At 65.4% G+C, this 12,817-nt stretch carries 13 protein-coding genes; 11 read left to right on the forward strand and 2 right to left on the reverse strand.

What is annotated here, in order from left to right:
- Window positions 1-31 precede the first annotated feature (31 nt).
- Window positions 32-1,210, reverse strand: coding sequence for an ABC transporter substrate-binding protein (locus FLL57_RS15560; RefSeq protein ID WP_142883348.1), 1,179 nt, complete (start codon window positions 1,208-1,210; stop codon window positions 32-34).
- Window positions 1,211-1,539: 329 nt separating this feature from the next.
- Here FLL57_RS15560 and FLL57_RS15565 point away from each other — a divergent pair, with 329 nt between their 5' ends.
- A complete protein-coding gene (locus tag FLL57_RS15565; RefSeq protein WP_013503946.1) occupies window positions 1,540-1,836 on the forward strand; it encodes a hypothetical protein in 297 nt (98 codons plus the stop codon).
- A gap of 58 nt (window positions 1,837-1,894) precedes the next feature.
- Here FLL57_RS15565 and purU read toward each other — a convergent pair whose 3' ends face one another.
- The gene (gene purU / locus FLL57_RS15570) at window positions 1,895-2,758 is read right to left on the reverse strand and encodes a formyltetrahydrofolate deformylase (protein WP_013503947.1); all 864 of its coding nucleotides are present in this window, start codon (window positions 2,756-2,758) and stop codon (window positions 1,895-1,897) included.
- 132 nt (window positions 2,759-2,890) lie between these two features.
- On the opposite strand from purU, the gene FLL57_RS15575 reads away from it, so the two are divergent.
- From FLL57_RS15575 to FLL57_RS15620, 10 genes are all read left to right on the forward strand, one after another.
- Complete coding sequence (locus FLL57_RS15575) at window positions 2,891-3,742, forward strand: uroporphyrinogen-III synthase (protein WP_142883349.1); 852 nt, start codon at window positions 2,891-2,893, stop codon at window positions 3,740-3,742.
- A gap of 267 nt (window positions 3,743-4,009) precedes the next feature.
- Window positions 4,010-5,239 carry a branched-chain amino acid ABC transporter substrate-binding protein gene (locus FLL57_RS15580; RefSeq protein WP_142883350.1) on the forward strand — a complete coding sequence of 410 codons (1,230 nt, stop codon included), beginning with the start codon at window positions 4,010-4,012 and terminating at the stop codon, window positions 5,237-5,239.
- Between the two features lie 192 nt (window positions 5,240-5,431).
- Window positions 5,432-6,379 carry a branched-chain amino acid ABC transporter permease gene (locus FLL57_RS15585; protein WP_013503950.1) on the forward strand — a complete coding sequence of 316 codons (948 nt, stop codon included), beginning with the start codon at window positions 5,432-5,434 and terminating at the stop codon, window positions 6,377-6,379.
- A complete protein-coding gene (locus FLL57_RS15590) occupies window positions 6,376-7,677 on the forward strand; it encodes a branched-chain amino acid ABC transporter permease (protein WP_013503951.1) in 1,302 nt (433 codons plus the stop codon). Before FLL57_RS15585 ends, FLL57_RS15590 begins: the two co-directional genes overlap by 4 nt.
- Complete coding sequence (locus FLL57_RS15595; RefSeq protein ID WP_013503952.1) at window positions 7,674-8,423, forward strand: ABC transporter ATP-binding protein; 750 nt, start codon at window positions 7,674-7,676, stop codon at window positions 8,421-8,423. The genes FLL57_RS15590 and FLL57_RS15595 overlap by 4 nt, the downstream gene beginning before the upstream one ends.
- Window positions 8,423-9,118 carry an ABC transporter ATP-binding protein gene (locus FLL57_RS15600; protein WP_013503953.1) on the forward strand — a complete coding sequence of 232 codons (696 nt, stop codon included), beginning with the start codon at window positions 8,423-8,425 and terminating at the stop codon, window positions 9,116-9,118. Before FLL57_RS15595 ends, FLL57_RS15600 begins: the two co-directional genes overlap by 1 nt.
- Before the next feature lie 105 nt (window positions 9,119-9,223).
- Window positions 9,224-9,658 carry a MerR family transcriptional regulator gene (locus FLL57_RS15605; RefSeq protein ID WP_142883351.1) on the forward strand — a complete coding sequence of 145 codons (435 nt, stop codon included), beginning with the start codon at window positions 9,224-9,226 and terminating at the stop codon, window positions 9,656-9,658.
- Window positions 9,591-9,986 carry a carboxymuconolactone decarboxylase family protein gene (locus FLL57_RS15610; protein WP_047308083.1) on the forward strand — a complete coding sequence of 132 codons (396 nt, stop codon included), beginning with the start codon at window positions 9,591-9,593 and terminating at the stop codon, window positions 9,984-9,986. The genes FLL57_RS15605 and FLL57_RS15610 overlap by 68 nt, the downstream gene beginning before the upstream one ends.
- 150 nt (window positions 9,987-10,136) lie before the next feature.
- Window positions 10,137-10,724, forward strand: a complete 588-nt coding sequence (locus FLL57_RS15615) for a hypothetical protein (protein WP_142883352.1) — start codon at window positions 10,137-10,139, stop codon at window positions 10,722-10,724.
- Between the two features lie 128 nt (window positions 10,725-10,852).
- The gene (locus tag FLL57_RS15620) at window positions 10,853-12,802 is read left to right on the forward strand and encodes a glycosyltransferase family 39 protein (RefSeq protein WP_142883353.1); all 1,950 of its coding nucleotides are present in this window, start codon (window positions 10,853-10,855) and stop codon (window positions 12,800-12,802) included.
- The last annotated feature ends 15 nt before the right edge of the window (window positions 12,803-12,817 follow it).

The raw sequence follows: 12,817 nt of genomic DNA on the forward strand, positions 1-12,817 counted from the left end.
TGACGAAAGCCAAATCGGAGCGCGCAGTCGCTTACTTCTTCGTCTTGCCCGGATCCTTCACCGCGTCGACCTTGTCGAACTCGACGTTGTAGAGCTCGCCGTCGACCTTCTCGACCTTGCGGATGTAGACGTTCTGGACGATGTCACGGGTGTCGGGATCGATCGAGATCGGGCCGCGCGGGCTCTCCCAGGCCATACCCTTCATCGCGGCTACAAGCGAATCGCCGTCGGCCTTGCCGCCGGTCTTCTTCAGCGCTTCGTAGATCAGGTGGATGCCGTCATAGCCGCCGACCGCCATGAAGCCGGGACGCTGGCCGAATTCCTTCTTGTAGGCGGCGACGAACGCCTTGTTCTTCTCGGACGGATGCGCCGCCGAATAGATGTGCGCGGTGACCACGCCGATCGCGGCATCGCCCATGCTGTTCAACAGGTCGTCATCCATCACGTCGCCGGGACCGATCACCTTGATGCCGGATTTGTCGAGGCCGCGCTCGGCGAACTGCTTCATGAAGTTGCCGCCCTGCCCGGCCGGCACGAACACGAACATCGCATCCGGCTTGGAGTCCTTGGCGCGCTGCAGGAACGGGGCGAAGTCCGGGTTCGCCAGCGGCACCTTGACCTCCTCGACGATCTGGCCGCCGCCGGCGGTGAAGTGCTGCTTGAACGCCGCCAGCGCGTCGTTGCCGGGCGCGTAGTCGGAGGTCAGCGTCACCACTTTCTTGATGCCGTTCTTCGCCGCCCAGTCGCCGATCACGGTGGAGGACTGCGGCAGAGTGAACGAGGTGCGCACGATGTAGGGCGAACGCTCGGTAATGATCGAGGTGCCGGCCGCCATCACCACTTCGGGCACCTTCGCCTGGGTCGCCAGCGGCGCCGCGGCCAACGCCGCCGGGGTGATGCCGAAGCCGGCAATCACGCTCACCTTGTCGTTGACGATCAGTTCCTGCGCGAACCGCTTGGTGTTGTCGGGGACCGCGGCGTCGTCTTTCAGGATCACTTCGATCTTCTTGCCGGCGACGGTGTCGCCGTTCTGCTTGATGTACAGCTTGATGGCGTTGTCGATCTGCTTGCCGGTCGAGGCCTGCCCGCTGGTCATCGGCAAGATCAGGCCGATCTTCACGGTCTCCTGGGCGCCCGCCACCGTCATCGGCGCCGCGACCGCCACAGCGATGCAGGCGGCCTGGATCAGCATTCTTCTGCGTATCCGCATGAACGTTTCCTTTTCCCTTGCCTCTTGGTCGAGGCTTATGGCCCGTCCTACGTTAGCGGGGCGGCGCCGCGCTGTCTCACGACAGGCGCGGAACGAACAAAGGTTCGGCAAGATTCCCGGGCGACGGCGGCGATCTTCGCCGACGATCCGACGCACCGACCTCGGTTCCGTGGCAGGCTCGACCATATCATTGCCACGGAAACTGAAATGATGGTGCGATATCAGGTATGCTGTTATCCGATAGCGTCGCGGGTTTGGTGCGGTCGCCCGGATGCGGTAAACACCCGCTCCGGCGTCTTCTGCCGGTGGCGACGAAGCGAGATCTGTCGATGCGAGTTTGGTTGGTTCGGGGGCTGCGGGTGGCGGGCGCGGTGGGGATGTTGGGCGCGCTGACGGGCTGCGGCAGCATCAACAGCGCATTGACCACAGGCATGGCCGACTATGTGCCGCAATGGGCAGGCGGCCTGCCGGCGGACGCCCCGCCGCGCCCCGGTACCGCCCGGTACGACGCCTACATGCAGGAGCAGGAACGGCTGCGGAAGATGCCGGCAGCCGAGCGGCAGAAGCTCGAAGCGGCGCGGGCGGCGGAGACCGGGCAGCCGGCCCCTGGCGGGCCGGCGCGTTAGGCGGGAGCCGGACGAACCTGAAGCGCTGCGGCCGCCGGACGGAGCGCTGTGAGCGCGGTCAGTCGGTGAACACCACCGTTTTGCGACCGTTGAGGATCACCCGATCGTCGAGGTGATAATGCAGCGCCCGGGACAGCACGCGGCGCTCGATATCGCGCCCCTTGCGCACCAGATCGGCCGGGGTGTCGCGATGGCTGATGCGTTCGACGTCCTGATCGATGATCGGACCTTCGTCCAGCGCACTGGTGACGTAATGCGCAGTAGCGCCGATCAGCTTGACGCCGCGGTCGAACGCCTGGTGGTAAGGTTTCGCACCCTTGAAGCCGGGCAGGAACGAGTGGTGAATATTGATGCAGCGCCCCGCCAGCCGCGCCGACATCTCGTCCGACAGGATCTGCATATAGCGCGCCAGCACCACCAGATCGGTGTGGGTCTGGGCGATCAGCGCGGTGATCGCCGCCTCCTGCTGCCGCCGCGTGTCCTTGTTCACCGGGAAATGGAAGAACGGGATGTCGCCGAAATCGAAGCCGCTGAAGGTCTCGCGCGGGTGATTGGAGACGATCGCGGTCGGGATCATGTGCAGGTCGCCGACCCGCCAGCGATACAGGATATCGGCGAGGCAATGGTCGGACTGCGACACCAGCAGCATCACCTTGCGCCGGGTCTCGCGGTCCCGCATGTGCCAGCCCATCGTGAACTTGGCGGCGATGACGCCGAAGCCGGTGCGCAGCGACGCCAGCGGAATCACCTTTGCGGCGGCGTTGAACACCACCCGCATGAAGAAGTGACCGCTCTCGGTATCGTTGTATTGCTGGGCGTCGAGAATGTTCTGACCATTCTCGTACAGGAACGTGCTGACGGCGGAGACGATGCCGGCGCGATCCGGACAGGACAGGGTCAGGACGTATTGATGATGGGGCATGGCGTTCTTGATAGCAGCGCCGAGCGCTGGAACTCGTTGCGGTGCCCTGCTCTAGCACCGCCGGGTCGCTTGCGCCAATCCCGCCCACCGGCGCAAGATGCCCCGACGAAGGACGAATAGCGGAACATGGTGATGCCCGGTCGGCTCGATGGCACGCGGATTCTGATTTTGGAGACCCGCGAGGAGGCCCAGTTCGCCAGGCTGCTCGCCGAACAGGGGGCGGACGTCCTGCAATGTCCGATGTTCGAGATCCGCGACGCGCCGGATCCCGCACCTGTCTCGGCCTGGATCGACCGGCTGATCGCTGCGCCGTTCGACGATCTGGTGCTGCTGACCGGGGAAGGGCTGCGCCGGCTGACCAGGCTCGCCCGCGCCACCGGGTGCGAGCAGGCCTTCGTCGCCGCGGTCGGTGAGGCGCGCACCTTCATTCGCGGTCCCAAGCCCGGCCGCGCGCTGCGCGAGATCGGACTCGAGCCGGCCGTGACCGCCGACGCACCGACCTCGGACGGCATCGCCGCGACGCTGCGACGCTACGATCTCGCCGGTCGCCGCGTCGGCCTGCAGCTCTATCCCGAGCGCGATCACGCGGCGCTGATCGACGCCATCACGTCGCGCGGCGCGACGGTCGATGCGGTACTGCCCTACACCTACGACGCCGGCGCGGCCGAACAGACCGTGGTCAACGCGATCGACGAGATGGCGCAAGGCCGCGTCGATGCGCTGGCGCTCACCAGTTCCGGACAGGTGCGCCGGCTGTTCGACGTGGCGCGCGCCCACGGCTGCGAGCAGCGGCTGCGCGACGCTCTGCGCGCGACCCCGATCGCATCGGTGGGCCCGGTGGTCACCGACGAACTCGCCGCACACGGCTTCGCCCCGACGATCATGCCGGCGAACGATGCGTTCTTCATGAAGCCCCTGATCGTCGCGATGATCGGTGCGTTCGAACGACGACGCCAGGCGCGATGCGACTCCGGCGGCGTTTGAGTCCGGTGATGCGGAACCTGCTCGATGCGCGGACGACCTCCGAGCCCAACGCACCGAAGCAAACACCCGCAGATCATTCCATTTGACGGAATTGCGATCTGTCGACGTCCGACATGCGGACGCGACGTCCGCACGACAGACGATCAGACTGCAAAGAAGTTCACCACATCCGAAGTAATCATCACACGGCGGTTGAAACGCGCATCTGATCTGCGCTAACACCATAGCAACAAACGATCCGGTCAAGGATTCAGGGAGGACTGATATATGCGTAAAGCACTTCTAGCGGCCGCACTCGTGCTGCCGATGTTCGGTTCCACAGCGATCGCGCAGGAGACCGTCAAGATCGGCTACATCGACCCGTTGTCGGGCGGCGGCGCCAGTGTCGGCGAAGGCGGACTCAAGACCTTCCAGTATCTCGCCGACGAGCTCAACGCCAAGGGCGGCATCCTCGGCAAGAAGGTCGAGATCGTTCCGCTCGACAACAAGACCAATCCGCAAGAGAGTCTGATCCAGGCGCAGAAGGCGATCGACTCCGGCGTGCGCTACGTCACCCAGGGCAACGGCTCCTCGGTCGCCGGCGCGCTGTCGGACTTCCTCACCAAATACAACGAGCGCAACCCCGGCAAGGAAGTGCTGTACTTCAATTACGCCGCGGTCGATCCGGTGCTGACCAACGAAAAGTGCAGCTTCTGGCATTTCCGATGGGATGCGAACTCCGACATCAAGATGGAGGCGCTGACCAACTACATGAAGGATACGCCTGCGATCAAAAAGGTCTATCTGATCAACCAGGACTACTCCTTCGGCCAGTCGGTCCGCACCCAGGCCCGGGCGATGCTGTCCAAGAAGCGTCCGGACGTCGAGATCGTCGGTGACGAGCTGCATCCGCTGCTGAAGATCAGCGATTTCGCCCCCTACGTCGCTAAGATCAAGGCGTCGGGCGCCGACACCGTCGTCACCGGCAACTGGGGCCAGGACATCGCCCTGCTGCTGAAGGCCGCTGCCGACGCCGGCCTCAAGGTGAGCTGGTACACTTATTATGCCGGCGGCGCCGGCGGCCCGACCGCGATCAAGCAGACCGGGCTGAACCACCAGGTGTTCCAGGTCACCGAGGGCTTCGCCAACGTCGACCACAAGCAGTCCCAGGACTTCGAAAAGGCGTTCCGCGCCAAGGTCGATCTCGGTCTGTGGTACCCGCGCGCCGTGAACGAGATGCGGATGTTCGCGGCCGCCGCCGAGAAGGCCAAGTCGCTCGATCCGGTGAAGGTCGCCCAGGCGCTCGAAGGCATGAAGTTCGAGGTGTTCAGCGGCGGCGAAGGCGAAATGCGGAAGGACGATCACCAGTTCTTCCAGCCGATCTACATCTCCTCGTTCGGCGACATCGCTGCGGGTCAGTTCGACGAAGAGAAGACCGGCTGGGGCTGGAAGCAGGTCGCCAAGATCGAAACCGCCCAGACCATGCTGCCGACCACCTGCAAGATGGACCGGCCGTAAGCCGCGCTGCCGACTTCTCCCTCTTCCCGCCTGCGGGGAGAGGGGATGGGGTAAGGGGGCGCCTTCCACAAGACGTGGAATCCGCGGTTCCGCCGAGACGCCCCCTCACCCGGATTGTTGCGCAATCCGACCTCTCCCCGCAAGCGGGGAGAGGTGACGAGACGCCCTCCCCCTCAGTCGCAGGCAGTCACAGTGCTCGAACTGATCGTCATCTCCACCCTCAATGGTGTTCTGTACGGAATGCTGCTGTTTCTGATGGCGAGCGGTCTGACCGTCATCTTCAGCATGCTCGGCGTTCTGAATTTCGCCCATGCCAGCTTCTATATGCTCGGCGCGTTCTTCGGCTATCAGATCAGCCGCTGGACCGGATTCTGGCCGGCGTTGATCGTCGCACCGCTGCTTGCCGGCGCGATCGGCGCCGCCGTCGAACGCTTCGGCCTGCGCCGCGTCCACCGCAACGGCCACGTCGCCGAACTACTGTTCACCTTCGGCCTCGCCTTCGCGATCGAAGAGGTAGTGTCGATCATCTGGGGCAAGGTTCCGGTCGACTACCGCGTCCCGGCACTGCTCGACTTCCCGGCCTTCACGATCTTCTCGACCAACTATCCCGCCTACAAGATGTTCATGCTGGCGGTGTCGATCGTGATCTTCGTCGGCCTCCTGGTCGTGCTGAAAAAGACCCGGATCGGCCTGATCGTGCAGGCGGCGCTCACGCACCCGCATATGGTCGCGCATCTCGGCCATAACGTCGAACGCATCTTCATGCTGGTGTTCGGTGTCGGTACCGCACTCGCCGCCGTCGCCGGCGTGATCGCCGGACCGTCGCTGGTCACGCAATCCAACATGGCTGCGCTGCTCGGCCCGATCCTGTTCGTCGTCGTCGTGGTCGGCGGCCTCGGCTCGCTCCCCGGTGCGTTCATCGCCTCGCTGTTGATCGGCCTGCTGCAGACTTTCGCGGTGTCGGTGAACGGCTCGCTCGCCTCGGTGTTCGGCCCGCTCGGTCCCGACCTGGCGCAAACCTGGCTCAGCGACATTTGGAACGTCACGATCGCGCAGATCGCGCCGATCATGCCGTACCTGCTGCTGGTGCTGATCCTGATCTTCCGGCCGATGGGGCTGTTGGGAACCCGAGAAACATGACCGACCTCGCCTCCAGCGCCGCGCCGCCCCGGCCGACGCTGTCCGACCGTGCCAAATTTTACGCCATCTGGATCGCCACCGCGCTGGCGTTGCTGCTGTTGCCGAAGGTGTTTGCCTCCGGCGGCTCGCTGACGACGTTCAGCCTGGTCGGCATCTCGATCATCTTCGCGTTGTCCTACAACATCCTGCTCGGCCAGACCGGCATGCTGTCGTTCGGTCATGCGGTGTATTACGGTCTCGGCGGCTTCCTCGCGATCCACATCATCAACATCCTGGCCGGGAACAAATTCCCGATCCCGCTGCCGCTGGTGCCGCTGATCGGCGGCGTCGCCGGGTTGTTCTTCGCAGCCCTGATCGGCTGGGTGATGACGCAGCGCTCCGGCACCGCGTTCGCGATGATCTCGCTGGGTCTGGCCGAGCTGGTCGCATCCTCGGCGCTGATCCTGCGCAGCTTCTTCGGGGGCGAAGCCGGCATCTCGGCCAACCGCACCAAGCTGTTCAGGGTGTTTGACCTGTCGTTCGGCCCGCAGATCCAAATCTATTATCTGGTGGCCGCCTGGACCCTGATCGCGATCATCGCGATGTACGCGCTCACCCGTACCCCGCTGGGCCGGATGTGCAACGCGGTGCGCGACAATCCGGAGCGGGTGCAGTTCGTCGGTTACGATCCGCACGTGGTTCGCTACCTGGCGTTCTGTTTCTCCGGCTTCTTCGCCGGTATTGCGGGTGCGCTCGCCGCGATCAATTTCGAGATCGCCAACTCCGCTTATCTCGGCGCGGTGCAGTCCGGCACGGTGCTGTTCGCGGCCTATATCGGCGGCATCGGCTTCTTCATCGGGCCGATCGTGGGGGCGATCTTCGTCACCGTGCTGTCGCTGGCGCTGAGCGACCTGACCCAGGTCTGGCAACTGTATTTCGGCCTGTTCTTCATCATCGTCGTGCTGTTCGCGCCCGGCGGGATCACCGGGGTGCTGATGATGCATCGGCCGCTGCTGCGCGCCGGAATGCTGATGCGGATGCTGCCGAGCTATCTGATTGCGGCACTGCCCACGCTGGCGCTTTTGATCGGCCTGATGCTGATGATCGAAACCACCGTGCACTACACCGTCAACCCGCACGAGGATCCGAATCGGGTTGCGTTCGGTATCCCGTTCAATGCCGCCAGCCCGCTGACCTGGGCCGCCTCGGCGGTGCTGGTCGTCGTCGGCTTCATTCTCGCACGGATGGCTTGGAGCCGGGTCGCGCAGACCTGGGACGCCACGCTGACCGCTGCCCGCGCCAAGGTCCACGCCCTATGAGCACCGCGATCGAACTCCGCGGCGTCGAAAAGAGCTTCGGCGTCACCAAGGTGATCCAGAACATCAACCTGACCATCGCCCAGGGCGAACGCCACGCGCTGATCGGCCCTAACGGCGCCGGCAAGTCGACCACGTTCAACCTGATCAGCGGCTATATGCGCCCGACCACCGGCAGCATCCTGCTGCGCGGCGAGGAAATCGCCGGCATGAAGCCGTTCCAGATCAATCGCCGCGGGCTTTCGCGCTCGTTCCAGGTCACCAACGTGTTCGCCAACATGACGGTGTGGGAGAATCTGCGCTGCGCGGTGCTGTGGGCGACCGGGCACCGCTACGCGTTCTGGAAGAACGTCGACAACCTGCCCGAGGTGCGCGAGCGCACCGCGCAGATCCTCGAGGACATCCACCTCACCTCGCGCCGCGACGTGCCGGCGGGGCTTCTCACCTACGCCGAGCAGCGGGCGCTGGAGATCGGCATCACCATCGCCGGAGGGGCCGACGTGATCCTGCTCGACGAGCCGACCGCAGGCATGAGCCACGCCGAGACCGAGCGCGCCGTGATGCTGATCCGCCGCCTCACCGAGGGCCGGACGTTGCTGATCGTCGAACACGACATGAGCGTGGTGTTCGGCCTCGCCGACCGCATTTCGGTGCTGGTGTACGGCCAGGTGATCGCCTCGGGCACGCCGGACGAAATCCGCGGTAATCCGAAGGTCAAGGAAGCCTATCTCGGCGAGGAGGCGGCCTGATGCTCGAGGTCAAGGATCTGCACGCCTATTACGGCAAGAGCCACATCCTGCAAGGCGTCGAGATGCAGATCGGCGCCGGCGAGGTGGTCAGCCTGCTCGGCCGCAACGGCGTCGGCCGCTCCACTACCGTCAAGGCGATCATGGGCGAGGTGCCGCCGCACGGCACCATCCTGTTCAAAGGCAAGAACATCGCCGGCCTGCCGAGCTACAAGATCGCGCATCTCGGACTCGGCTACGTGCCCGAGCATCGCGATATCTTCCCCGGCCTGACCGTCCGGCAGAACTTGATGCTCGGCGTCAAGAACCCGCGCAACCCGGGCAAATGGCGGCTCGAGGACATGCTCGACATGTTCTCCAACCTGAAGGAACGCGCCGACACGCCGGCCGGCGTGCTGTCCGGCGGCGAGAAGCAGATGCTGACGATCTGCCGCACACTGATGGGCGATCCCGAGCTGGTGATGATCGACGAGCCGACCGAAGGGCTGGCGCCGCTGATCGTGCAGCAGGTCGGCGATCTGATCGCCGAAATCGCCCGCCGCGGCGTCGCCATCCTGCTGGTCGAGCAGAAGCTGTCGATCGCAATGCGGATCTCGCACCGGGTCTATGTGATGGGCCACGGCAAGATCGTATTCGAAGGCACTCCCGACGACCTCAAGAGCAACGCCGCCGTCCGCAAGGAATGGCTGGAGGTGTGAGCCGCCGACCACCCCCGAGGCGCTGAATCTGCTCACGAGATCGCGCTTGACTTCGAGCGCGCTCTAACCTGTAGCAACAGGGCGTCGTGACGGACAGAGCAGGCCATGAAGATCGGGGATCTCGCCAAGCGGACCGGACTGACGGCTCACACGCTGCGCTATTACGAGCGCATCGGGCTGTTGCCGCGCGCATTGCGCGATACCTCGGGGCAGCGTGACTACGACGCCTCGATCCTGACATGGATCGCGTTTCTCGGTCGCCTGAAGACCACCGGGATGCCGATCCGGGATATGCTGCGCTACGCCAAACTCCGCTCCCGCGGGGCTGCCACCGAAGACGCGCGTCGCGTCCTGTTACAGCAGCACCGCGAAAAGGTGCAGGCGCATATCGCCGAACTTCAGGCCTGCCTGACCGTCCTCGACACCAAGATCGCCGGCTATGCGGCCGGCGCCAGCAAGGTGGAGATCGACGATGACGCAACAGCTATCCGACCCGCGCGAACGGTTCGAACGCGGCCTGCGCGCGCTCGCGGCAATTGACGGCGAGGCCGGCCACAAGGTGGTCGACGCTTTGGCCGACATCGCACCGGACTTCGCCAGGTACCTGATCGAGTTTCCGTTCGGCGACATCTACAGCCGCCCCGGCCTCGACCTGCGCGCCCGAGAGATCGCAACCATCGCGGCGCTGACCGCCATGGGCAATGCCGTGCCACAACTCAAAGTCCACATCGAGGCCGGCCTGAATGTCGGGCTGAGCCGCGACGAGGTCACCGAGATCATCATGCAGATGGCGGTCTATGCCGGCTTTCCGGCCGCGCTGAACGGCCTGTTCGCCGCCAAGGAAGTGTTCGCCGCCCGCTCGCAGTAGCGGCGACTCGCCGCGAGCTGGCGGTGCGAGCTCGCAATCGGCCCTGCCCGAGGGACGGCTGCGCAGGGGCGTCATCCGCTTTCCAAAACGATCCTTTCCGGACTACGATCATGGAAGGCAAGCTACGCCATCCACCGACCGTGAGCCTGAATGCTGCCCGCACCTTTGACGCGAAACACCGGCTGGTTTCGCGCCTATGCCGACAATCCCGATCCGCTCGCCGCTACCGGCAATCTGGTGGCGCTGGTTCTGGCCAGCAACGGGCCATTCTATCCGCTCTACGTCGCCCTCGTCGCCGGCAGCCGCGGGATGCCGTGGCTGTTGCTGACGCTGCTGTCGTTTCCGTGCTTCCTGGCGGTGCCGGCGCTCGCCCGCATCCACTCGCAGCTCGGTCGGATCACCTTGTCGCTGATCGCGACCGGGAACACGGTGTTCTGCACCTGGCTGCTCGGCGCTCCGTCCGGCGTCGAACTGTTTCTATTGCCGTGCGCCATGCTCGCCAGCGTACTGTTTCGTCCCAACGAGCGGCTGATCATGCTGCCGCTGGCCGGGCTTCCCGTCGCAGCCTACCTGCTGCTGCACGACCGCTACGGCCCTCCACCGCACATCTATCAGGCCGCAGAATACGCCGGGCTGTTTTCGATGAACGCGTTCAGCGCCGCGATGATCTCGATTTTCATCGGCATGGTGTTCGCGCGACTGTTCAGAGAACCGGCCACCTCGCCATCCGACGTTTGACGTCGCTCGATCGGTCGAGGAGACCGGAGGGACGTTTTGCCTTATCGCTGCCGGTGCGGCCATGCTATCGGGTGACCGAGGCGGTCGGGACTCGCTCGGATGACCACCAGACCTCGCTGGAGGTCTCGATGATCGATGCCGTAGGGCAGAAACGGACAGCCGATCGCCCGGCGGCAATGCCGGGTCCGGACAACGCGCAGCCCCCTGCGCCCGGCAACGCCCCACGCGCCGGGCGCGACTGGCTGGATATCGCGACGTTCCTGATCGTGCTGGCAGCGGCGGCCGGGATCGCCGCTCTGATGTTCGCGCAGTACTATTCGGCACCCGACCTGTTGTGGCGCGGCTTCCACCACGACCGCAATTCGCACTACAGCTTTGGGCTCGATCTGGCGCTGGCGGTCCGCAGCTTCGACCCGGCTTGGTTCTTCGGCGAGCTCGAAAAGGCCAAGGTGTGGCCACCGCTTCACGGCCTGGTGCTCAGCGCCGTCCTGCTGATCGGCGGCATCGACCACAGGCTCGGCATCGTGCCGAGCCTGATCGGCTGGGTCATGACGATCGCCTTCGTCTGGCTGATCGCGCGGCGGCTGTTCACCGACCGCACCAGCGGCTTGTTCGCCGCCATGATCGCGGCGATCTTCACCGCCGCCAGCCCGACGTTCCGCCTGATCAGTGCCGACGTCATGCTGGAGGGGCTGGGCGCCGGACTGTCTGCTGCCGGGCTTTGGGCGTATCTGCGCGCCGAGGCGAAGCCGGATTCGCGCGGGCGCTGGCGGCTGCTGGCGCTGATCCTGACTCTGCTGTTCTTTCACAAGGGCAATTACTGGGGACTGCTGATCGCACCGCTGGCGATCGCCTATGCCAGCGAGCATTGGTCGCGGATCGTCGCTGCGGCGCGGCCGGTCTGGGCGGCCACCCGCGGCCGGGCGGTGCTGAAGGCGACTGCCGGCTCGCCGCTGCTGATCCTCGCCGCGGCGGTCGCCGGCCTGGTGGCTTTCCTGTACGCCCGCGGGCCGACCACGCTGGAGCTGTTCGGCCGCTCGGTGTCGCTGTATCCGCCGGAGAATCTCCTCACCGCCGCCTATGCGCTGGTGTTCCTATGGTGGTCGCTCACCTGGTGGCGGCATCGCGCCGCGATCGACCGGACACTCGGTGTGGCAGGGCGGGCGGTGCTGTACTGGCACCTGACACCGGTCGCGATCTCGTTCCTGCTGCCGCACAGGCTGTCGAAATTTCTGTGGTTCGTCGGCCCCGCCAACAACACCGATCCCAATTCCGGACCCTGGCAGGGTCTGCAATTCTACGCGACGGTGTTCGCCGACGGCTTCCATCAAGCGCACTGGCTCGCGGCCGTGGCCGTCGTGCTGGCGCTGGTCGGCACGATCGCGATTCCGAGGCTGACGCCCGGCACCCGTGCAGTGTTCCTGTTCGCGCTGCTGGCCTGGATCGGCGTCATCATCCATCCGCAGCACCAGGGACGGTTCATGTCGACCTGGGTTTTCGCAGTGTGGATCTGTGCCGGCGTCGGCGCGGGCGTGCTGCTGTCGCTGACCGGCCGCTGGCTGTCGCCGCTGCGGCGCGGTGCAATTGCGGCCGTGCTGACGATCGGGCTGCTGACCGTGCATCTGCTGACCCCGGTGCCGAAGGCCGGCGCGGCCTACGCGCTGCAGGACGCCGTCGGCCCCAGCGATCTCGAGCTGATCCGCCCCTACCTGGCCGAACTCGACGGCGCCCATGAGGTGGCGGTGTTCACCACTTTTGGAATGAGCAAGCTGTTCGCCTGGGTGCTGCGCGAGCGCTGCCGCTGCCACATGCTGGTGCCGGATCCTTTCCTGGCCGGCGTCGCCTCGCACGAAGCCGCCCGCGACGCGATGGCCGAACGGATCGCACAGTCGACCGCCGATGTCGTCGTGATCATCGATGCGCCCCGCAGCCGCGACGAAAGCCCGTCGTTCGGCTGGGTCCACGCCAAGATGGTCGGCATCGTCGACGCGATGGCCGACCAGACCCGCTACCTCCGCGGCAACAGCTACGCACTGCCGATCGGCGAAGCCACGGCGACGATCTGGCGCCGCCGCTGAGCCATCGCCGGATTG

Origin of the sequence: Rhodopseudomonas palustris (genome assembly GCF_007005445.1) — a bacterium.
GTDB lineage: Bacteria > Pseudomonadota > Alphaproteobacteria > Rhizobiales > Xanthobacteraceae > Rhodopseudomonas > Rhodopseudomonas palustris_G.

What these genes read in the sequence shown, in the direction of transcription:
- FLL57_RS15580 (WP_142883350.1), top strand. Translation starts at nt 4,010, where the DNA reads ATGCGTAAAGCACTTCTAGCGGCCGCACTCGTGCTGCCGATGTTCGGT.
- FLL57_RS15620 (WP_142883353.1), top strand. Translation starts at nt 10,853, where the DNA reads ATGATCGATGCCGTAGGGCAGAAACGGACAGCCGATCGCCCGGCGGCA.
- FLL57_RS15600 (WP_013503953.1), top strand. Translation starts at nt 8,423, where the DNA reads ATGCTCGAGGTCAAGGATCTGCACGCCTATTACGGCAAGAGCCACATC.
- FLL57_RS15615 (WP_142883352.1), top strand. Translation starts at nt 10,137, where the DNA reads ATGCTGCCCGCACCTTTGACGCGAAACACCGGCTGGTTTCGCGCCTAT.
- FLL57_RS15595 (WP_013503952.1), top strand. Translation starts at nt 7,674, where the DNA reads ATGAGCACCGCGATCGAACTCCGCGGCGTCGAAAAGAGCTTCGGCGTC.
- FLL57_RS15575 (WP_142883349.1), top strand. Translation starts at nt 2,891, where the DNA reads ATGCCCGGTCGGCTCGATGGCACGCGGATTCTGATTTTGGAGACCCGC.
- FLL57_RS15590 (WP_013503951.1), top strand. Translation starts at nt 6,376, where the DNA reads ATGACCGACCTCGCCTCCAGCGCCGCGCCGCCCCGGCCGACGCTGTCC.
- FLL57_RS15610 (WP_047308083.1), top strand. Translation starts at nt 9,591, where the DNA reads ATGACGCAACAGCTATCCGACCCGCGCGAACGGTTCGAACGCGGCCTG.
- FLL57_RS15560 (WP_142883348.1), bottom strand. Translation starts at nt 1,210, where the DNA reads ATGCGGATACGCAGAAGAATGCTGATCCAGGCCGCCTGCATCGCTGTG.
- purU (WP_013503947.1), bottom strand. Translation starts at nt 2,758, where the DNA reads ATGCCCCATCATCAATACGTCCTGACCCTGTCCTGTCCGGATCGCGCC.
- FLL57_RS15565 (WP_013503946.1), top strand. Translation starts at nt 1,540, where the DNA reads ATGCGAGTTTGGTTGGTTCGGGGGCTGCGGGTGGCGGGCGCGGTGGGG.
- FLL57_RS15605 (WP_142883351.1), top strand. Translation starts at nt 9,224, where the DNA reads ATGAAGATCGGGGATCTCGCCAAGCGGACCGGACTGACGGCTCACACG.